This window comes from Haladaptatus sp. QDMS2, assembly GCF_029338295.1.
Taxonomy (GTDB): domain Archaea; phylum Halobacteriota; class Halobacteria; order Halobacteriales; family Halococcaceae; genus QDMS2.
The window spans coordinates 1032061-1049979 of record NZ_CP119791.1 but is presented as its reverse complement, the minus strand read 5'-3'; the positions used below and the strand labels follow the sequence as shown (position 1 = coordinate 1049979).

At 63.5% G+C, this 17919-nt stretch carries 19 protein-coding genes; 4 read left to right on the top strand and 15 right to left on the bottom strand.

Annotation, left to right across the window (positions count from 1 at the left end; genetic code table 11):
• Positions 1 to 3: 3 nt before the first annotated feature.
• The 5 genes from P1M51_RS05830 to P1M51_RS05810 form a co-directional block, all read right to left on the bottom strand.
• A complete protein-coding gene (locus P1M51_RS05830; RefSeq protein WP_276247243.1) occupies positions 4 to 1215 on the bottom strand; it encodes a ZIP family metal transporter in 1212 nt (403 codons plus the stop codon).
• On the bottom strand, positions 1216 to 2448 hold the full coding sequence (locus tag P1M51_RS05825; protein ID WP_276247242.1) for a multicopper oxidase domain-containing protein: 1233 nt from the start codon (positions 2446 to 2448) through the stop codon (positions 1216 to 1218).
• Between the two features lies 1 nt (position 2449).
• On the bottom strand, positions 2450 to 3142 hold the full coding sequence (locus tag P1M51_RS05820) for a metal-dependent transcriptional regulator (protein WP_276247241.1): 693 nt from the start codon (positions 3140 to 3142) through the stop codon (positions 2450 to 2452).
• A gap of 104 nt (positions 3143 to 3246) precedes the next feature.
• Entirely contained in the window at positions 3247 to 3813 is a 567-nt protein-coding gene (locus tag P1M51_RS05815; RefSeq protein WP_276247240.1) for a peroxidase-related enzyme, read from the bottom strand.
• A gap of 25 nt (positions 3814 to 3838) precedes the next feature.
• Entirely contained in the window at positions 3839 to 3967 is a 129-nt protein-coding gene (locus P1M51_RS05810) for a hypothetical protein (protein ID WP_276247239.1), read from the bottom strand.
• Between the two features lie 70 nt (positions 3968 to 4037).
• Here P1M51_RS05810 and P1M51_RS05805 point away from each other — a divergent pair, with 70 nt between their 5' ends.
• The gene (locus tag P1M51_RS05805; RefSeq protein ID WP_276247238.1) at positions 4038 to 4499 is read left to right on the top strand and encodes a metal-dependent hydrolase; all 462 of its coding nucleotides are present in this window, start codon (positions 4038 to 4040) and stop codon (positions 4497 to 4499) included.
• A 69-nt stretch (positions 4500 to 4568) separates the two neighbouring features.
• Here the strand turns inward: P1M51_RS05805 and P1M51_RS05800 are convergent, their stop codons facing one another.
• Positions 4569 to 4820 (bottom strand): MTH865 family protein, encoded by a 252-nt coding sequence (locus P1M51_RS05800; RefSeq protein ID WP_276247237.1) that lies wholly within the window; start codon positions 4818 to 4820, stop codon positions 4569 to 4571.
• A 182-nt stretch (positions 4821 to 5002) separates the two neighbouring features.
• On the opposite strand from P1M51_RS05800, the gene P1M51_RS05795 reads away from it, so the two are divergent.
• Positions 5003 to 6775 (top strand): acyl-CoA dehydrogenase family protein, encoded by a 1773-nt coding sequence (locus P1M51_RS05795; RefSeq protein ID WP_276247236.1) that lies wholly within the window; start codon positions 5003 to 5005, stop codon positions 6773 to 6775.
• On the opposite strand, the gene P1M51_RS05790 is transcribed toward P1M51_RS05795, so the two are convergent.
• The 5 genes from P1M51_RS05790 to P1M51_RS05770 form a co-directional block, all read right to left on the bottom strand.
• Positions 6772 to 7971, bottom strand: a complete 1200-nt coding sequence (locus P1M51_RS05790; protein WP_276247235.1) for a CynX/NimT family MFS transporter — start codon at positions 7969 to 7971, stop codon at positions 6772 to 6774. The genes P1M51_RS05795 and P1M51_RS05790 overlap by 4 nt on opposite strands.
• 81 nt (positions 7972 to 8052) lie before the next feature.
• Complete coding sequence (rbcL, locus tag P1M51_RS05785) at positions 8053 to 9300, bottom strand: type III ribulose-bisphosphate carboxylase (RefSeq protein ID WP_276247234.1); 1248 nt, start codon at positions 9298 to 9300, stop codon at positions 8053 to 8055.
• Between the two features lie 187 nt (positions 9301 to 9487).
• Positions 9488 to 10012 carry a DJ-1/PfpI family protein gene (locus tag P1M51_RS05780; protein WP_276247233.1) on the bottom strand — a complete coding sequence of 175 codons (525 nt, stop codon included), beginning with the start codon at positions 10010 to 10012 and terminating at the stop codon, positions 9488 to 9490.
• Positions 10013 to 10079: 67 nt separating this feature from the next.
• Positions 10080 to 10859, bottom strand: coding sequence for an HAD-IIA family hydrolase (locus P1M51_RS05775; RefSeq protein WP_276274875.1), 780 nt, complete (start codon positions 10857 to 10859; stop codon positions 10080 to 10082).
• 46 nt (positions 10860 to 10905) lie between these two features.
• Positions 10906 to 11319, bottom strand: a complete 414-nt coding sequence (locus P1M51_RS05770; protein ID WP_276247231.1) for a hypothetical protein — start codon at positions 11317 to 11319, stop codon at positions 10906 to 10908.
• 79 nt (positions 11320 to 11398) lie between these two features.
• Here P1M51_RS05770 and P1M51_RS05765 point away from each other — a divergent pair, with 79 nt between their 5' ends.
• Positions 11399 to 12157 carry a class I SAM-dependent methyltransferase gene (locus tag P1M51_RS05765; protein ID WP_276274874.1) on the top strand — a complete coding sequence of 253 codons (759 nt, stop codon included), beginning with the start codon at positions 11399 to 11401 and terminating at the stop codon, positions 12155 to 12157.
• Here the strand turns inward: P1M51_RS05765 and P1M51_RS05760 are convergent.
• On the bottom strand, positions 12154 to 13560 hold the full coding sequence (locus P1M51_RS05760) for a hypothetical protein (RefSeq protein ID WP_276247229.1): 1407 nt from the start codon (positions 13558 to 13560) through the stop codon (positions 12154 to 12156). The two genes, P1M51_RS05765 and P1M51_RS05760, sit on opposite strands and share 4 nt — an antisense overlap.
• A complete protein-coding gene (locus P1M51_RS05755; RefSeq protein ID WP_276247228.1) occupies positions 13557 to 14297 on the bottom strand; it encodes an ABC transporter ATP-binding protein in 741 nt (246 codons plus the stop codon). Before P1M51_RS05755 ends, P1M51_RS05760 begins: the two co-directional genes overlap by 4 nt.
• A gap of 107 nt (positions 14298 to 14404) precedes the next feature.
• Between P1M51_RS05755 and P1M51_RS05750 the strand changes: the two genes are divergently transcribed.
• Positions 14405 to 16069 carry a TrkA family potassium uptake protein gene (locus P1M51_RS05750; protein ID WP_276247227.1) on the top strand — a complete coding sequence of 555 codons (1665 nt, stop codon included), beginning with the start codon at positions 14405 to 14407 and terminating at the stop codon, positions 16067 to 16069.
• Here P1M51_RS05750 and P1M51_RS05745 read toward each other — a convergent pair.
• Both P1M51_RS05745 and P1M51_RS05740 read right to left on the bottom strand, forming a co-directional pair.
• Positions 16041 to 16655: a DUF998 domain-containing protein gene (locus P1M51_RS05745; protein WP_276247226.1), complete on the bottom strand. Its 615-nt coding sequence runs from the start codon at positions 16653 to 16655 to the stop codon at positions 16041 to 16043. The genes P1M51_RS05750 and P1M51_RS05745 overlap by 29 nt on opposite strands.
• A gap of 40 nt (positions 16656 to 16695) precedes the next feature.
• Entirely contained in the window at positions 16696 to 17835 is a 1140-nt protein-coding gene (locus P1M51_RS05740) for a DUF3179 domain-containing protein (RefSeq protein ID WP_276247225.1), read from the bottom strand.
• Between the last annotated feature and the right edge of the window lie 84 nt (positions 17836 to 17919).

Here is a 17919-nt window from a genome sequence, read left to right as displayed (position 1 = left end):
CGATTAGAGCACCACCAGCAAGTCGGTCGCATACATGATGACGAGACCGGCTAAGAACGCGAGCAAGTTATACGAACTGCCCACCTGCCCGTTGCGCGAGATGAGACCGCCGATTTCCCAGACGACCTGCAAGATTGCACCCACGCCGATGGCGAGGAACAACGCCCCGAGCGTCGGCGAGAAGGCGAAACTGCCGATCCAGCCGCCGAAGATGACAGGGATACCGGCGAGCGCGCCCATGGCCATGAAGTGCCCAAGCGACGGGCGAGCGCCGCGGGTAACGGGAGCCACGACGGCCGGCCCTTCGGTCACGTTGTGAAGCATGAATCCGATGACGAGGAACGCGCCGAGCGAAACCCGGCCGAGGGCAAACGCGCTCCCGATGGCGAGGCCCTCCGCAAGGTTGTGAAGCCCGATACCGAGGGCGACCATGTAGGCAATCCAGAGGCCAGAGGGCGTGCCCGTACCAGCGGACCGCCACTTCGTGACGGCCTGGACGAGCAAGAGCGCGCCGAGGATGCCCATGATGACGAGCAGTTGCCCCTCGAAGGCCCCCGGAACTGCCTCCGCGAGTTCGAACGCTTCGAACCCGGCGTCGAACGCGAGGAAGACGAGAATCCCCACCGAGAAGGCGAGGATGGCGTGCAGTGCCCGGTCGCTCATCGACTGCATGAACGGGAACCAGAGCATCCCGAGCGCGACGGGGATGACCCCGACGAACAGGCCGATGATGGCGAGCGTCCAGAGGACGTCACCGCTCACGCCTGGACTCTGTTCGGGGGCGACGATGGTGTGGTGGATGGTCGTCCCGTCGTTCAAGACGAGCGCCGTTTCCAGGTCCCAGCCGGGATTCCAGTGGTACGGAATCACGACGCGGGCCGACTCTCGCGGCCCGATTGTTGGGTCTTCGACCCCGCCTTGCATCACCTGGTGGTTCCAGTACGCGTCGCCGACCAGTACTTGCGAGATGGTGACTGTTTCAGGGCCGTTGTTCACGACGTGGAGCACGAGGGTGTTGTCGTTCGGAATCGTGTGGTGAGTGACGGTCACGTCCGGAAGCGGCGCACCGGAGCCTTCGAGCCCCGCAAACGGCGTCATCACGAAGAAGCCGGCGATGACGAGCGCGAGGAGCGCAATCGGGAGAATTGCGGCGACCCAGCGCGGTAGGCCGAATGGTTGGTTCACCGTGCCCGTTCCGCCGTCAGTTTTTGCCATCTAGACCACCTCGAAGAAGCTCATCCAGCCAAGTTCGGCGAACTCAGACTGGTGGGCGTGGAACATGTACAGTCCGGGTTCGTGGTCCGAGTAGTCGATTTCCAGAATCCCGCGCTGTGCTTGACATTGCATGACCGTGTCCACCGTCTTGAGGGTGGGCGTGAGGGTCGTGCCGTGGTCGTAGTAGTCGAAGAAGTTCGAGTGCGTGTGGAACGAGTTGATGGCGTCGAACTCGATGGCGTTCACGAGGTAGACGCGCTGAAGTTGTTCGCCATCGATTTGAATCGGCCGCTTGGTTTCGCCGGCCTCCCAGTTGCCCTTCCCGTCGGTGTCGCCGACGCCGTAGCAGAACGCCCGGGTGTTGACGGCGTACACCTCGTTCTCGCCGTCGAAGTTGGTGTCGAAGGCGTTCATCAGCATCACCATCTCGTTTACCTCGTCGTTTGCGGCGTACTCGATGTTCCGGCTCTCCGCCTTGGCGACGAGCTGGTCCACCAGTTCGTCGGTCATCGGGCCGTCGTAGTTGATGTACTTCCGGGGGTTCTCCCGAACCCGTTCCGGGTCGGGGTCCACGATAATCATGCCGTAGAGGCCGCGGTGGATGTGTTCTTTGAGCGGCAGGGAGTGGCAGTGATAGAACTGAACGCCACACGGCTGGGCCTTCCACCGATACGTGTAGGACTCGCCCGTATCGAGAACGCCCGGGCCGTTGGTCGGAACGCCGTCCATCGCCGGGTCGATGTTCTTCACGTGCGGGTGGATGGTGTGGGCGTGACGACCTCGATTCGTGAACTCGACTTCGATGATGTCGCCTTCCGTCACGCGGAGCGTCGGGCCGGGCACCTGCCCGTCGTAGGCCCACGCGGTGAACGTGATGCCCGGCGCAATCTCGATTTCAGTATCCACCGCGTTCATCTCGAAGCGACGAATCCGCTGGTCGCCCTCCATGTAGACCTCGCCGGTGTTGAACTCGTAGAGATACTCGTGTGGGTCGAACAGCGAAGAGGAGTACTCGCCAACAGCACCGAAGGTGCCGTGGTGGGACTTGTTCTCATCGTGGTCTCCGTCAGCTACTGCACCGCCGCTGAAGCCAGCGATGCCCGCCGCACCGGCGAGGCCGAGACCGCCGAGAACCGACCGTCTATCTATCGATTCACCCTTGAGCGCGGCGACGAGGCGTTCTTCGAGGGTCTTCGTCATCGCGCCAGCCGTCCTGTAGTCGTGGGACGGCATCTCAGGCCATCTCCGTCGCGTTTTCTGTCATCGAATCGACTTCAGTGACGCGGATAACGTCCGCGATGCGCTCTGAGAGAGCGACCTCGTCGCCGTCGGGAAGCCGAACCGTCACGAGGCCGATGGGCGCGACTTCCACGATGGTGACCGGCGTCCCGGGGAGAATCCCCGCGTCCGCGAGGTATTCGAGTTCGGCAGCGTTGCCGTCCCGAACTCGCCGGATGACGACCTCGTCGCCAGCCTCACACGCCGAGAGTGCGGTCCCCATCGCATCCTCGATTGGGTCCAGATTCGCGTTCGGAATCGGCGCACCGTGAGGGTCCACCGTCGGGTTGTCGAGCATCTCGGCGACGCGTCGCTCGAACTCCTCACTGATGTGATGTTCCAGCCGGTCGGCTTCGTCGTGAACCGCCGCCCAGTCGTAGCCGAGGTGTTCGGTCAGGTAGGTTTCGAGCAGGCGATGGTGGCGGAGTACTTCGAGCGCCACCGTCTCCCCCTCGGGGGTCAGGCGGACGCCCTTGTACTCTTCGCGTTCGACGAGTTCACGTTTTTCGAGTTTCTTCGCCATGCTCGTGACAGTGGGCGGTTTCACGCCCAGCACATCGGCGATAGCGGAGGTGGAGATGGGGCCATCAGACTCCCGCTGGAGCTGGTAGATGACCTTGAGATAATCCTCCATCTTGGCACTCAACATACGAGAAATTAGACGGACCTAAATAATATATGTGTCGGTGGTTCATTCTCCCACAGTTCGGTAAACGACCGAGAGAATGCCCGAGAAGAGCGAAGCGGGCCGCGTTAGCGCCCCATCGTGTGGAACTCGTCGTTCGGGCGCATGTCGGCGAAGTGAGCCATGCGATTCGAGAGGTTGAAAAACGCCGTGACGCTGCCGATATCCCAGATGGCCTTCTCGGAAAATCCAGCCTCGCGCAGTTTCTCGAAGTCGGCCTCGTCGATTTCGGCCTGTCGTTCGGTGAGTTTCACGGCGACGTCGAGCATGGCCATGTGTTTGGCAGAAATATCGGCGTTGCGATAGTTCGAGGCGACCTGGTCTGCGAGCAGCGGTTGTTCGCTGAACAACCGCAAGAGCGCGCCGTGGGCTACGATACAGTAATAGCAGTCGTTCGCGCCGCTCACGGCGACGATTATCATCTCTATCTCCTCGCGGGTGAGGTCCGTATCCTGCGTCAGCGCGTCGTAGTACTCGAAGAACGCCCGCCACTGGGCTGGCTGGTAGGCGTACGCCATGAACACGTTCGGCGTGAATCCCGCCTTCTCGGTTTCTTCGTCGATGCGTTCGCGGAGGTCTTCTGGCAGGTCGGTTTCGTCCGGGACCGGAAACCGAGTCATGGGTTCCTGTGGCATACACGTACTGCCAACTGCGCGCGGCTTAGCCCTTGCCCCGGAATCGGTTCACAGCGAGCAACAGCCCGTAGACGAGGAGGCCACCGGCGAAGAGGGCGGCGGCAATCGCGAAGGGGCCGAACGTGGAGAGAATGGTTTCGATGATGCCAGCCATACGCCTGCTTTGGGTTGCAGCGTGAAAGTCAGCCCGGAAATTTATCTTCGTGACGCACTACTCGGCGAGTATGTACGCGACTGGCCACTATGGTGCTGCGTTGTTGGTGTACGCCCCCGTCGGCGTCGCCCTCACGCTCTCTGGTCAGTTCGAACTCGCAGTGGTCGGCGGCGGCCTCATGCTCGCCTTCTCGACGCTGCCAGACATCGACATCAAGACGCCGCTCATCCCCCACCGGGGACCGACCCACACTATCCTGTTCGCGCTGCTGGTCGGTGCGGGACTCGGCTGGGTCGCCCTCAGACTCACCACGCCGATACTCGCCGGATTCGCCTTCGGGGTCGGCGTCCTCTCCATCGCGTCCCACCTCCTCGCCGACTGGATTACGCCGATGGGAATCAAACCGTTCTGGCCGTTCTCGCGGCGAAGGTACTCACTCGACCTGACGACGGCGAAGAATCCAGTCGCGAACTACCTGCTGTTGGGCCTCGGCGTGTTCGTGACGGCTGTCTCGGTGCTTTACTTGCAGTAACCGGGTGGCGGAGAGCACGGCCGCTCGTGGTCGTAAAATCGAGAGAACGCCGTGAAATCCCGGGTGCGTTCAGATGTAGTCCTGTTCTTCGAGTTTGTCGAGGACGTCGTCGACGAAGGCTTCCGGACTCTCGTACGGGAAGTCCCCGCCGCTAATCTTCGTGTTGAGCTCCATGGCGGTCATGGAGAAGTCGCCGGATTCGAACTTCGTCGCTGGGCCGTTTGGCAGCGCTGGGACGAGTTCCATCGGGCTGGAGATTGGGTAGTCTGCACCTTCGAACGCATCGATCATCTGCTGTCTGAGTTCTGCTCGGTCAGCCATAGCAATTTCACAGAGGCACTCCCGCATGAAAAAACATTCGAGTACCCCACTTTTGCCCGTTCATTCGAGTTGTTTCGAGCCCTCGTCGCACTTCCGAGAGCGCCCGTGAGAATCTTCAGAATTTCCAACAACTCGACAGTCGTTTACCATGATTTTTGGTAACACACCCGGTAGCATATCGTATGCCCGAATCCCCCATCGACTATTCGAAACTCGAGGAGGGTCGCCACGTGAATTACTGGGAGCTGGACCGAACCGTCCAGTTCGAGGCCCGCCGGACGTATCCCGACGCCGATTTCGAGTGGGCCGAACCTCGCCTCGCCGACTTCGGCGCTGTCGTCGGGAACACGATCGCCGACAACGCAGACGTCATCGACAAACACGGCCCGGAACTCCACACCTTCTCGAAACACGGCGAGGTCGTAAACGACGTCGAGTACCACCCAGAACAGGCGGAAAACGAACGTCTCGCCTACGGCGCAGGCATCGTGGCCGACTCCTTCGAGGCTCCAGACGAACGCACCTCGGCGCTCGGCCTCACCCACAACCTGACGATGGACCTCCTTCTGTCGTACGCAGACCCCGGCTTTACCTGCCCCGTGGCGATGACTGCGGGGGTCGCACTCGTCCTCCAGAAGTTCGGCGACGGCGACACAGAACAGTTCTACGAAGGCCTGACGAGCAAAGACCCCGAGAAACTGCTGGAGGGTGCAATGTTCCTCACCGAAAAGCAGGGTGGGAGCGACGTGGGCGCGAACGCCACCATCGCGGAGGAAGCGGAGGACGGAACCTACCGACTCACGGGCGAGAAGTGGTTCTGTTCGAACATCGACGCACAGGCCACGCTCGTGCTGGCCCGCCGCCCGGACGCACCAGAGGGAACGAAGGGACTCTCGCTGTTTCTCGTCCCCCACCGCCTCGACGACGGCGAACTCAACGACGCAGTCTACCGCCGGTTGAAGGACAAACTCGGGACGATAAGCGTGCCGACGGGCGAAGTCGAGTTCCACGGAGCGACTGGCTACCTCATCGGGAAGCCGGAATCGGGCTTTCGCTACATGACCGAGATGCTCAATTTAGAACGCCTCTCGAACGCCTTCGCCTCCGTGGGCGTGATGGGGCGGTGCCTGCTCGAAAGCAAAATTCACGCCGCGAACCGCGAGGCGTTCGGGTCCACCATCGACGAGTACCCCCTCATGCGCCGGGACCTCGTGGACATGGCCGTAGACCACGAGGCGGCCGCCGCGTTCGCCTTCGAGGCCGCCCGGCAACTCGACATTCGCGAACGAAGCGACGGGGAAAAAGCAGAAGCCGCGTTCAAAGCCCTGCGCGTGCTGACTCCGATTGCAAAGTACAAGACGGGGCGCATGGCGGTCGACACCGCCTCCTACGCCTGCGAGGTGCTCGGTGGCAACGGCTACGTCGAGGAGTTCGTCACCCCGCGGCTTCTCCGGGACGCGCAGGTGCTCCCCATCTGGGAGGGCACCTCGAACATCCTCTCGCTCGACGTGCTCCGCGGAATGGCCCGCGAGCAGTCCCACGAGGGCGTCATCGAACTGGTTCAGGGGTGGCTCGACGACGTGGACCACACCCACCTCGAAGGCCTCAAAGCGACCGTCGAATCCGAATTTGAGCACCTACAGGCGGCGCTCGACACGCTCGCGACAGAAGACGAGGACTACGCCCAACTCCAGGCAAAGCGCCTCGCCGACTACATCTTCGACGTGGTGACCGCCGCGCTCCTCCTCTCGGAAGCCCAGTGGCAACTCGACGAGGAAGGCAACGCGAGAAAGGCGCTCGTCGCGGAGCGATTCGTCGAGACGCGCTTCGACACCCGACCCGCCCGCGGCATCACCTCGGGAAGCAAATTCGCCATCGAGCACTTCGACGCCATCGTCAGGTACGGAGCCGTCGAACCGACGGCGCTCGTAGACGCCGCGCCCGCAGACGACTAAGTGGAGAGCGTCGCCCCGGCTCCGAGGATGACGAGGCTGCCCACCGTGAGCAGCGCGAGGCCGGGCGCGAACGACCCGGTCGTAGTTTCGAGCGACCCGATGAGGAACGGGCCGAGGAAGCCGCCAATTTCACCCACGGTGAACACCAGTCCAACGGCCGTCCCAGTCAGCTCCGGTCCGACGCCGTCCAGTTCGACCGGAATCGCCCGAACGAGCGGCGAGAGCGCGCCGACGGCGATGCCGACGACCACCGACCCGACGACGGCAACCGAACCGCCGAGACCTGGCAGCCAGAGACCGAGCGTGCCGGCCGTCGCGAGCACCCCACAGCCGAGGACGATTGCCCGATAACTCGTCCGCGAGACGACCAGCGGGATGGCGAGGGCGCCGAGTATCTGCGCACCGACCATACCGCTCGTGATGGTGGCGGCCATCGCGGGCGCGACGCCTCGGCTTTCGAGAACCGTCGCGAGCCACCCCTGAATCCCGTGGAGGATGAGCAGGTACATCGTTCCGATGACGATGACGCTCACCATGCCGGGCGTCGTGAGCACGGCGCGGACGTTCGTTCCCGCGGCGGTTCGCTCGGATTCGGGCGGCGCATCGAGGCCGTCGCCAGCCACCCGGAGAGTCACGAGGAACCAGCAGCCGCCGAACGCGAATGCGGCGACGCCACCCCACAGAAACACAGGTCGCCAGCCACCGAGCACTGGGCCGAGCACGCCACGCCCGAGCGAGAAGGCGGTGGCCACGCCGAGGTACGACCCAATCATGTAGACCGAAGAGGCGGACCCGACCCGTTCGGCCGGATATATCGCGGAGATGAGCTTCGGCAGACCGAACGTGATGCCCGTCCCCCCAACGCCGAGCAGGAGCGTCGGGAGCAACATCGACCAGAAATCAGTCGCGTAGCCCCGTGCAATCTGCGCGACGCCGAAGATGAGCAGGGCGATGCCGACGCTCCGCCGAGGACCGATGCGGTCGACGATGACGCCACTCGCCACCGAGAGGGGAATGTACGAGAGCGGAATCGCACCCGTCAGGAAACCAGCCTGCGCCGTTGTCAGGGAGAGGTCTGCGGTAATCGGGAGCAAGAACGCGGGCAGGGAGAACCAGACGAACATCAGCGCGAGGTAGGCGACGCTGCCGAGCGCGAGGAGCAGCGACGAGCGTCGTGTGGAGGCCGACTGTGCCATTCGTATCCACACCTCGGAGGCTCGCCTAATCAAAGAGCGGTTGGCGGCAGGCGGGGGTGTGTGTCAGTGGCTGGAGACGCGTCAGCGTGGCGTCTGTGTGCCCCACTTTTCGAGGGCAACCTTCAGTTCGGGGTGGGTCTCCGCGTATTCGCGCAGAGAGATTCCCTCGACTGAGGCGTCGATTGACTGTCGGAACGCCTTCGCACCCGCTGCGGTTCCGTCTGGGTGGCCGTGGATGCCACCACCGGCCTGGATGATGAGGTTCGGCCCCAGGCGGTTGATGAGTTCATCGATGATACCCGGATGCAGGCCGCCAGAGGCCACCGGAAGGACGTCCTTCATACCGTAGAGGTCCGAGGTGAGCCAGTCGTTGATACCCGCAGTGTCCTCGTTTTCGAGTTTCCCGAGGCCTGCCGTGCCGGTGTGGATGTGGTCGACGCCGACCAGTCGGGCGATTTGCGCGATGACGCGCATCGAGACGCCCTGGTTAGGGTGGCGGTCGAAGGCGGCGTGCATCGCGCGGTGGGCGTGGATTGCGAGGCCGAGGTCCTCACAGCGCCGGCGCACGGTCTGGACGCTCGACCAGCCCGCGGTGACGACGTCCACCATGACGAACTTGCCGCCGTGGTCCGCGACGAACTCCGCGCGTCGGAGCATCTCGTCGGTCTCTGCGGTGATGTTCACGAGGTAGTCCTTGCGTTCGCCGGTCTCCTCCTGTGCCTTGTCGCGCAGTTCGAGCGACCGTGCGACGCGCGCTTCGAACGGGTTGAACGACTGGTCGGTGAGGTTCTCGTCGTCCTTGAGCAGGTCGACCCCGCCCATCCAAGCGTCGTAGCCGATTTGCGCGTGCGATTCGGTATGGAGGCCGACTTTCGGCTTTGGCACCGTCGCGGTGACCGGGCGACCGTGGGCGGAGAGCAGTTCCGTCGCCACCGACGACCCGAACTGCGGACCAGGGAAGCCGTCGACGAGGGCTTCCGGCCACTCGCAGTCTTCGAGGCGGATGGAATCGACCGCCTTCATCCCCATGATGTTCCCCGCGATACAGGAGAGAATCTGGGCCATGTTGCCCGCCTCGAACAGTGCCTCGGGGTAGGCGACGCGAATCGTGTTTCCGTCGATGTCGAAGGCAGTTGCACTGAGTTCGGTGACGCCTTCTTCGACCTGTAATTCGGCCCACGTGCCGTTCGAACTCTCGGAGGCGACGCGGCCGGCGGCGTCCTCCATGCTCATCCCCTCCCCGGGACGGAGCGTGAACGTACAGACGAGGTCGGTTGCGACGGGTTCGTAGTCGAGATCCAGGAAGTCTGCGTACTCAATCCCTGTCATACCCCTAACATTCTACCGCCGAGTGTATAGCGTTTGTTGCGACGCTGTCTCATTTTTCTCCGATAACCTGGGTGTGAACGGAGCCGTGAGACTCGTCTCATCGGTAAAAAACGAGAAAATTGACCGCTCAATCGTCCGCCGCGGCAGGTTTCGCGTGTTCGACTTCCGTCCCGAGTACGTCTAAGAACTACGCGAGCCACTCGGGGTGGTCCGGCCACGCCTGCCCCGCGACGAGGTTGCCGTCCGTCGACACGCCGTCTTCCCACTCGCCCCCCGCAGAGCGGACTTCCGGTTCGAGCGCCGGGTAGGCGGTGCAGTGTTTGCCGGAGATGACGTCTGCGGCGGCGAGAATCTGCGGGCCGTGACAGAGCGCCGCGATTGGCTTGTTCGCGGTCGTGAAGTGGCGAACGATTTCGAGGATGTCCTCGTTCGTCCGCAAGTACTCCGGTGCACGGCCACCGGGAATGACGAGTGCGTCGTAGTCGGCCGGGTCGATGTCGGCAAACGTCGCGTTCAGTTCGAAGTTGTGGCCGGGCTTTTCGGTGTAAGTCTGGTCGCCTTCGAAGTCGTGGATGGCAGTCTTTACGGACTCGCCTGCTTCCTTGTCCGGGCAGACGGTGTGGACATCGTGGCCCACCATCTCCAGGGCCTGGAACGGGACCATCACTTCGTAGTCTTCGACGAAATCGCCGGTGAGTTCGAGAATTTTCATGGTTCCACCGTGCACCCCTCGATGCACAGTGTAGGTGTGTGGTGACGTACCAATAAACGTGCCCGCCTCAGAAAATTTCACCAATCTCGCCGAGTGAATCGACGACGTAATCGGGGCGCACCCGCCCGGCGTCGATGTTCTCTGGCGTGGTGATGCCAGAGCGCACGAGAACCGTCGTCATGCCGACGCGCTCGCCCATCGAGATGTCGGTCTGGAGGCTGTCGCCGATGACGAGACAATCGTCCGCGCTCACGCCGAGTCGCGACAGTGCGAGTTCGGCGGCTTCCTCGGAGGGTTTCCCGAGAACGTGATCCGCAGGGCGGTCTGCAACCCCCTCGATGGCGTGGATGATGGCACCGGACCCGGGGATGAGTCGGCCGTCGCCGATGGGGACGCGGCGGTCCGGGTCGGTGCCGATGAACGCCGCGCCGGCCTGAATCGCCCAGAGCGCGCTCGTGAGTTTCCGGTAACTGAACTCGCGGTCCCACGATCCGACCAGCACGTCGGTCGCTGTCGGTTCGTCGGTGAGCGTCAGGTCTGCGGCTTCGAGTTGTTCGACCAGTCCGGGGTCGCCGATGACGAACACGTTGTCGTCCGCGTGGTGGTCCTGCAGGTACGCTGCGGTGACGGTCGCAGAGGAGGCGATCTCCTCGATAGGCACGTCGAGGCCGTGGCTTGCCAGTCGCTCGCTGTAGGCCGCGGGTGATTTCGTCGGGTTGTTCGAGAAAAACAGGAGGTCGAGTCCCGACGAGCGCAAAAAGTCGATACCGGCGTTCGCGCCAGGAATGAGCGATTCGCCTCGATACACCGTTCCGTCCAGGTCCACGACTGCTCCGCGGTAGGTCATTACCGGTGATAGGGACGGCGACCGATTAACTCCGCGGGTCGTGGCACTACTCGAACCAGCATCGCGCGTGGAGGTCCTTTTCGAGCATGAACGACGACGCCTCGTAGAACAGGTCAGCGTACGCCCTGACGAACGCAGACGAAGTTGGCCCCGAGTAGATGACACCTTCGAGGAGCACCTGCGCGTCCGGTTCGCTTGGCGCGATGACCCGGCCGTGGGCCGACATCGTGCCGTTTCGCTCCGGGTCAGCGTCGGCGAAGCGTTCCATGAATTCGACCATCGTCGCCATCGTCGGCGACCGACCGCTGCGGGCGTCGGGGTCCATGTAGCCCTCCGTGAGCAAGGTTCGTGCTGCACTGGGCGAGAGGCCCTCGAATTTCACGTCCGGGCCGGCGACGGTCCAGTCGATTTCGTGGCCGAAAATCACCGTTTCCCGCCCGGTATCTGTCGCGAGGTTCACACCGATGGTTGTCGCTCGAGGGGAAAGTCGGTTTCGCGCAAGCCCAAATCTAGATACTCACAGCCTCCGAACTGTACGTATGCGCGGGGCAAACTCGAAACGGGATGTGGCAACGTCGTTTGGTCGAGCAAGCACGGGTTACCGCGATAGCCCCGTCCACCGCGGCGGACGCGATTTACAGCTGTTGAGCGAGTGGGCGAACGAAGCGACCCTCGCCCTCGACGTCGCGACCGGCGCGGGCCACACCGGCAACGCCCTCATGCGCGCCGGCGTCGACGAGGTCATCGTCGTCGACCTCACCCCCGAAATGGTCGCACTCGCCCAATCGTCGTTCCCCCTCCTGCGCGGCGTCGTCGGCGATGCAGAGGGCCTGCCGTTCCCTGACGACACGTTCGACGCCGTCTCGTGTCGTATCGCCGCCCACCACTTTCCGGACCCCGCAACCTTCGTCGCCGAAGTCGCTCGCGTTCTCGCCCCCGGTGGCGTCTTCGTCTTAGAAGACAACGTCGCGCCGGACGACGAGGTGCTCGCGGAGTTTCTGAACCGCGTCGAACGCCTCCGTGACCCGACGCACGTCGAGAGTTATTCAGAACAGCGCTGGCGCGACTGGCTCGACGACGCCGGCTTCGTCGTCGAGGAGACGGCCTGGGTCCGGCGGACCCTCGAATTCGATAGCTGGGTCGAACGAATCGGCGTCCCGCAAGCCCGGCTGGACGAACTCCAGGCGGCGTTCGACAAAGCCCCGAATGCGGCGCGACGGTACTTCGACATCTGGTACGCAGAAGACGGTGTGGCGTCGTTCACGACGCCGAAACTGCTCGTCCGCGCACGGGCCTAAGCGTCCTGTCGCAGGCGGACGTCCCACCGGGGGCCCGCTCGGTTCAACAACACCCACCCGAGCACCGCGGCCAGCGCGGCAAGGACCACTGCAATTCCCGTCGTGAGAAGCGGCGAGACGCTGTGAGCGAGCGATGCGACCAGCAGCGGCACGGCCACGAGCGCGATAGCCACGCCGAACAGGACGAACCGTGGCGTGTCGAACAGGAGGTCGTTCGGCGCGAGTCCGGTGAGCCACGCCGTCACGCCGAAGACGTAGACGGAGACGAGCGGGAAGATGACGAACCCCGAGAGGACGCTCGTCACGTTGAACCCGAGTTCCGCAATCAGCAGGAAACAAAGCGAGACGGGAATCGTGAGCAGGAGATACGCGTAGAACTTCGCCCGGAACACCCGGGTGAGCGTGATGGGGTAGTGGAGGTACTCGCGGGCGTCGTCGAACTGCGTCACCCAGGCGTAGGTGGTGAACGACCCAAGGCCGAGCAGCGTCCCGAGGGCGATACCCGCGCCGGGTCGGATGGCCGTCGCCTCGGCCACTTTGTCGAGCAGGAACGCCGTTGTCCCGAAGATGACCGCCGCGGAGATGACCACTTTCCAGAACGACCCACTGGAGCGACCGACGTCCGTCACGGCCCGCGCAACGAGGTGTGGGTCCCGTCCGGGGATGCGATTTTTCAGGCCAGCGAGGCGAGTCGAGGGTGTTCGGTGGGTGGACCCCGCCCGTGGTTTGAACAGCACGAGGCCGAACGCCGAAAGGGCGATGAGGACGACGACGCCAATTCCAGCCCCGAGGAGTGTCGCTCGTTCACTGAGGCCGAGACTGAAAATGGTCTGGAGTGGGGCCTGCGCGTAGACGACGAGGGCACCGACCGTGAGCAAGAACAGCCCGAGTGCGGCCCGCCCGCGGGTGGCCACTGCGGCGGCGGCGAACGACAGCGCCACGCCGATGCCGAACACTTCGGCCACGGTGACCCAGAGAAGGAGCACGCGGAGGGGTGAGTGACCCACCTGGAGGGCAAAGGGTGCGTAGGCGAGGACGACCGGCGCGAGGTAGAGGAAGGCGTAGTAGACGAGGTCTTTGACGAGGAACGTCGCGAGCAATCGGCGCTGTGAGAGCGGGAGCGTTCGCGCGGAAAAGACGAGTAGCGTGAGGTCGCCGAGCAGATTCTTGAGCGCGTCGCGCCCGACGAACCCGATGGTTCCTACTTGCAAGCCGAGGAAGAACACGACGGCGTGGAGGCCGAGCGCGATGCCGTCGAGCGTGGTCCCCGTCAGAGTCAGAAACCAGTAGCTTACGCCGCAGACGAGGGCGATGAACAGCGGGAAGAGGGCGAAGCGTTTCGAACCGAACAGTCGGCTGTGGAGTCGCCACTCCTCTTTGACCATCCGAACGAAGAGGCTCATTGGACGACCGTGGCCTCCCCGGCCGTCTTCGCTGCGTCCACCTCCGAGAGGAAGTACTCGAGGAGGCCCTCGCCGTCTTCGAGCGTTCGCGGGTCGCGTTCGGCGATGAGCCGGCCGTTCGAGAGGATGCCGACGTTCGTACAGATTTCCTCCGCGACGCTGATGAAGTGCGTCGAGAGAAACAGCGTGTTGCCCACGTCACAGTAATCGACGAACAATCGTTTGACCCGCTCTTGCATGATTGGGTCTAAGTTGACGAGCGGTTCGTCGATGAATACGACCTGCGGGTCGTGGACGAACGCCTGTGCGAGCATGACGCGCTGGCGTTCGCCCTCGGAGAGGTCCGTCGCGAGCGTGTCGAGCCGGTCCTCGAAGCCGAGGCGGTCGGCCCACCGGGCGATTTGGTACTCCGGGTCGTCGAGGTCTCGCACCTCGGAAACGAAGGTGAGGTACTCGCGTGGCGTCATGAAACTCGGCGGGTCCTCGCGTTCGGGGAGGATGCCGACCTTTTTTCTGACTTCCACGGGGTCTTCGACGGGGTCAACGTCGAGGACGCGAGCAGACCCGGCCGTCGGGACAAGCTGGCCGGTCAGGATGGAGAGAGTGGTGGTTTTTCCGGACCCGTTCGGCCCGAGGAGGCCGTACAGCGAGCCGTGGTCGACCGAAAGCGAGAGGTCTGTGAGTGCCGCAAAGCCGTCGTACTCCTTTGTGAGAGAAGTTGTTTCGATGGCGGGCATTACTGCCGACATGAACCGCCCTGAACATAACTATACTGTCGGCCCACCCGAACGCTGAGTCGCCCAACCCGAATCGTTTTACGCCGCACAGCGCCAAATGGACACGTATGGCTTCGCCCGGTAGTTCCTTGCAGCGACTGGTCGGCAGGGAAAGCCGCCGCAATCTATTCATTACGTATCTGCTCACCTTCGTGGGCGTCGTCGTCGCGTTTACCTTCGCCTACAACACGGGGATGCGACTCCTCGAAAACGACCCGCAGTCGCTCTCCGATTCGCTCGTCGTGGTCGTCGAAACGTTCACCACGACGGGGTACGGCGAGGACGCGCCGTGGGCGACGCTCCCGATGAAATTTCTCGTCGTGACGATGCAGTTTACGGGCATCTTCTTCGTCTTCCTCGCGCTGCCGCTGTTCGTCGTCCCGTGGATCGAAACCCGCCTCTCGATGAGCGCGCCGAACGCGGTCGAGGACCTCACAGACCACGTCATCATCTGTGGCTACACGCCCCGCGGCGAGACGCTCATCGACGAACTCGACGACCGTGAGATTCCGTCCGTCGTCATCGCGTCGAATCGGGAGCAGGCGAACGCGCTCTACGAAAACGGCGTGCCGGTCATCTTCGGCGACCCCGAGACGAACGAAACACTCGAATCGGCGAACATCGCCGACGCGCGAGCGGTCGTCGCGGACGAGGACGACGAGACGAACGCGAGCATCGCTCTCACGGCCAAGGACATCTGCGATACGCAGGTTATCACCTTCGTCGAGACGGACGACGCGGCCCGCTATCACCGGTACGCTGGTGCAGATTTCGTCTTCTCGCCGCGTCACCTCGTCGGTGAGAGTCTCGCGAACAAGGTGACGACGACGCTCAGTCACGAACTCATGGACTCGGTCGAAATCGGTGAGAATTTCGAAATCGTCGAGTTCTCCATTCAGGACGGCAGCCCGCTCGACGGCGTCACTATCGAAGACAGTCGAATCACAGAGGAAACCGGCGCGAACATCATCGGAGCGTGGCTCTCGGGGGAATTCGTGAGTCCGCCGGGCCCGGAGACCGTCATCGACGAGCACACGATGTTGCTCGTCGCCGGCGACGAGGGGCAATTAGAGCAGGTCAAATCGCTCACCCTCTCTGCCACCCGGCGTCACAGTCCCGGCCCGGTTGTCATTATCGGGTACGGTGAAGTCGGGGCGGAAGTCGCCCGCGCTCTCGACGAGTCCGGCCACCCCTTCACCGTCGTGGATATCGAGGACAAACCGGGCGTGGACGTCGTCGGGGACGCGACGGACGACGAGACGCTGCGCGAGGCGAGACTCGACGAGGCGAGCGCGGTGATTCTCGCGCTTCCCGACGACACCGTGTCGGTGTTCTGCCTGCTCATCCTGCGCGAACACTACCCGGATATCGAGATTCTCGCCCGCGCAGAGGAGACAGACAGCGTCCGAAAGATGTACCGCGCCGGTGCGGACTACGTCCTCGCGCTCGCAACGGTGAGCGGTCGAATGCTCGCCTCGACGATTCTCGACGAGGAAGTCATCACCTTCGACAAGCAGATAGAGGTGGTGCGGATAGCCGCACCGAATCTCGCGGGACAGACCCTCGCGGGGGCGGACGTCCGCCAGCGAACCGGCTGTACGGTCATCGCCGTCCGGCGAAACGGGTCGGTCATCACGGACGTCGGCCCGGATTTCGTCATCCAGCGCGACGACGAACTCATCGTGACCGGTCTCGACGAGGACATCAATCAGTTTTCGAAAGTGGCTGGCTGACCGCAGTTCGCGGCCGGGCGAACAGTCGCCGTGCAGCGAAGGCCATCCACCCGCCGAAGATGAGCGCGCCGATGATTTCTGGAATCGCGAGGCCACTGCGCGTGAGGTCGCCCGTCGAAACCCAGACCATCCACGTCATGATGTTCGCGATGCCGAGCCAGATGCTCGCGAGACCAAAGGAAACGTCTGCGGCAATCACAGACCCGGTTCCGTGGACCCAGAGAGCGAGGGTGAGCAACAGGTAAAACGAGAGTGCGGCGGGGAAGTGATACGCCGTCCCGATAGGGAAGACACCGACGGAGAACAGGGCGACGAGCGACAGGGCGAGAAAGCCCACTCCCACTCGTTGCCACCAGTTTCTGGCGGCGCGCACGATCACCGCGACGAACGGCAGGGCGACGAGGCTGCCAACCATGAGGCCGCCGTTGAACAGCCACGCCGTCCGTTCGCCCGCGCCGCCGAGGTTGGAGAGCGCGCTTCCGGTCCACGTGAAGGTCGGCGAGAGGAGCGTGGCCAGGAGGATTGCACCGAGCGTGATACCGGGTGCGAGGATGCCGGAAAGGGCTCCGGCGCGGTGGGTATTCATTGAAGAAGGTTCCGACCCACCGGCAAAAAAGGTAGTGTTGTCAGCCTTCGAAGATGTCCGTGGCGGGATTGAAATCTGCCCACGCGAACCAGAACATCGGCGACGCGTCGTTCGCTCGCGTGAGGCGCGTGCTCTCGTGGGGGCCGTCGAGGGCGACGCCGGTTCCGAGTCGCCAGCGCGACCCGCCGCCGCGCATCTCGCCTGGCGCACCCACCTCGAAGGTCAACGTTTCGTCCCCAACCGTGCGGTCGTAGGCCACGAGCGTTCCGTCCGCGAGGGTGGCGACGACCACGGCACGTGACCCGACGGTGTCGTTTACGACCCCGCTCGCGTCGACGACTTCGAACGGATAGGCGCGCGCCATCGCGCCGTCGGTGATGCCGATGACGAGCGTTTTCGGGTGCAGGCGGTCGTCGTCGAAGTCGTTGAAGCCGATACCAATCTGGTCAGAACTCGCGTACGACGAGTAGGGGTCGATGCCGTAATCGCGCGTCGTCGGCCCGTTTATCGTCCCCGACTTCGGCGGCGGGAGGAGGACGACGGTGTCTGGGTGGGTGGTAGTCCACTCCCCCCACGTCGTCAGCGTGGATGGCGTCAGCGTGAGCGTCTCGCCGGTTCGCTCGCCTGAAATCGCCGTTGCGAGAAGCTGACTCCAGAGGCTCTCGGTCTTAAAATCGTACATCACGAGGTCCGAGTTCCAGAGCAGTCCCGACACCCCGAAGTTCGTCGCCGCGCCGTCGACGGTTCGCTCCGCAGTGAGACCGCTGCCACAGAGCGGGCAAAACGTCACCAGCAGTGGGCCGTCGAAGTCGTCGTTCACGATTTCGTGCCAGTTCAGAATCTTGAGCGGGTAGGCACGCGTCTCTCCACCGCGTTCGACGCCGATGACCCTGTCCGTCGGTTCGAGTCGTGGGCGGGCGGTGTACTCGCCGATGAAGTTGCTCCGAACGCGCATCTCGATGCCCTCCCAACTTTCCCCAAAGACTGGGTCCGTGATGGCAGGAATCGCGTCCTTCGGCGCACCACGTCGCAATTGGTCCGATGGAACGGGGAGCGTAAATCCATTCGGCGTCGAAACTGGGGGCGTTCTGTCAGGACTGCCGCCCGTGCCGCCCGTGCATCCGGCGAGGCCGAATGCCGCCGCGGCGGACACTGCCGTGAGGTATCGCCGTCGGTTCATGTCATGGATTGGCACGCACCCGTCTAATCCCCGGCGGGGTTGTGTGAGCCACGCTCACAAACGGAATACCCCTTTTCCAGCACC

Bases quoted from the DNA above. Each gene is read 5' to 3' on its own strand.
- P1M51_RS05830 (WP_276247243.1), bottom strand. From the start codon at position 1,215: ATGGCAAAAACTGACGGCGGAACGGGCACGGTGAACCAACCATTCGGC.
- P1M51_RS05825 (WP_276247242.1), bottom strand. From the start codon at position 2,448: ATGCCGTCCCACGACTACAGGACGGCTGGCGCGATGACGAAGACCCTC.
- P1M51_RS05820 (WP_276247241.1), bottom strand. From the start codon at position 3,142: ATGTTGAGTGCCAAGATGGAGGATTATCTCAAGGTCATCTACCAGCTC.
- P1M51_RS05815 (WP_276247240.1), bottom strand. From the start codon at position 3,813: ATGCCACAGGAACCCATGACTCGGTTTCCGGTCCCGGACGAAACCGAC.
- P1M51_RS05810 (WP_276247239.1), bottom strand. From the start codon at position 3,967: ATGGCTGGCATCATCGAAACCATTCTCTCCACGTTCGGCCCCTTCGCG.
- P1M51_RS05805 (WP_276247238.1), top strand. From the start codon at position 4,038: ATGTACGCGACTGGCCACTATGGTGCTGCGTTGTTGGTGTACGCCCCC.
- P1M51_RS05800 (WP_276247237.1), bottom strand. From the start codon at position 4,820: ATGGCTGACCGAGCAGAACTCAGACAGCAGATGATCGATGCGTTCGAA.
- P1M51_RS05795 (WP_276247236.1), top strand. From the start codon at position 5,003: ATGCCCGAATCCCCCATCGACTATTCGAAACTCGAGGAGGGTCGCCAC.
- P1M51_RS05790 (WP_276247235.1), bottom strand. From the start codon at position 7,971: ATGGCACAGTCGGCCTCCACACGACGCTCGTCGCTGCTCCTCGCGCTC.
- rbcL (WP_276247234.1), bottom strand. From the start codon at position 9,300: ATGACAGGGATTGAGTACGCAGACTTCCTGGATCTCGACTACGAACCC.
- P1M51_RS05780 (WP_276247233.1), bottom strand. From the start codon at position 10,012: ATGAAAATTCTCGAACTCACCGGCGATTTCGTCGAAGACTACGAAGTG.
- P1M51_RS05775 (WP_276274875.1), bottom strand. From the start codon at position 10,859: ATGACCTACCGCGGAGCAGTCGTGGACCTGGACGGAACGGTGTATCGA.
- P1M51_RS05765 (WP_276274874.1), top strand. From the start codon at position 11,399: ATGCGCGGGGCAAACTCGAAACGGGATGTGGCAACGTCGTTTGGTCGA.
- P1M51_RS05760 (WP_276247229.1), bottom strand. From the start codon at position 13,560: ATGAGCCTCTTCGTTCGGATGGTCAAAGAGGAGTGGCGACTCCACAGC.
- P1M51_RS05755 (WP_276247228.1), bottom strand. From the start codon at position 14,297: ATGCCCGCCATCGAAACAACTTCTCTCACAAAGGAGTACGACGGCTTT.
- P1M51_RS05750 (WP_276247227.1), top strand. From the start codon at position 14,405: ATGGCTTCGCCCGGTAGTTCCTTGCAGCGACTGGTCGGCAGGGAAAGC.
- P1M51_RS05745 (WP_276247226.1), bottom strand. From the start codon at position 16,655: ATGAATACCCACCGCGCCGGAGCCCTTTCCGGCATCCTCGCACCCGGT.
- P1M51_RS05740 (WP_276247225.1), bottom strand. From the start codon at position 17,835: ATGAACCGACGGCGATACCTCACGGCAGTGTCCGCCGCGGCGGCATTC.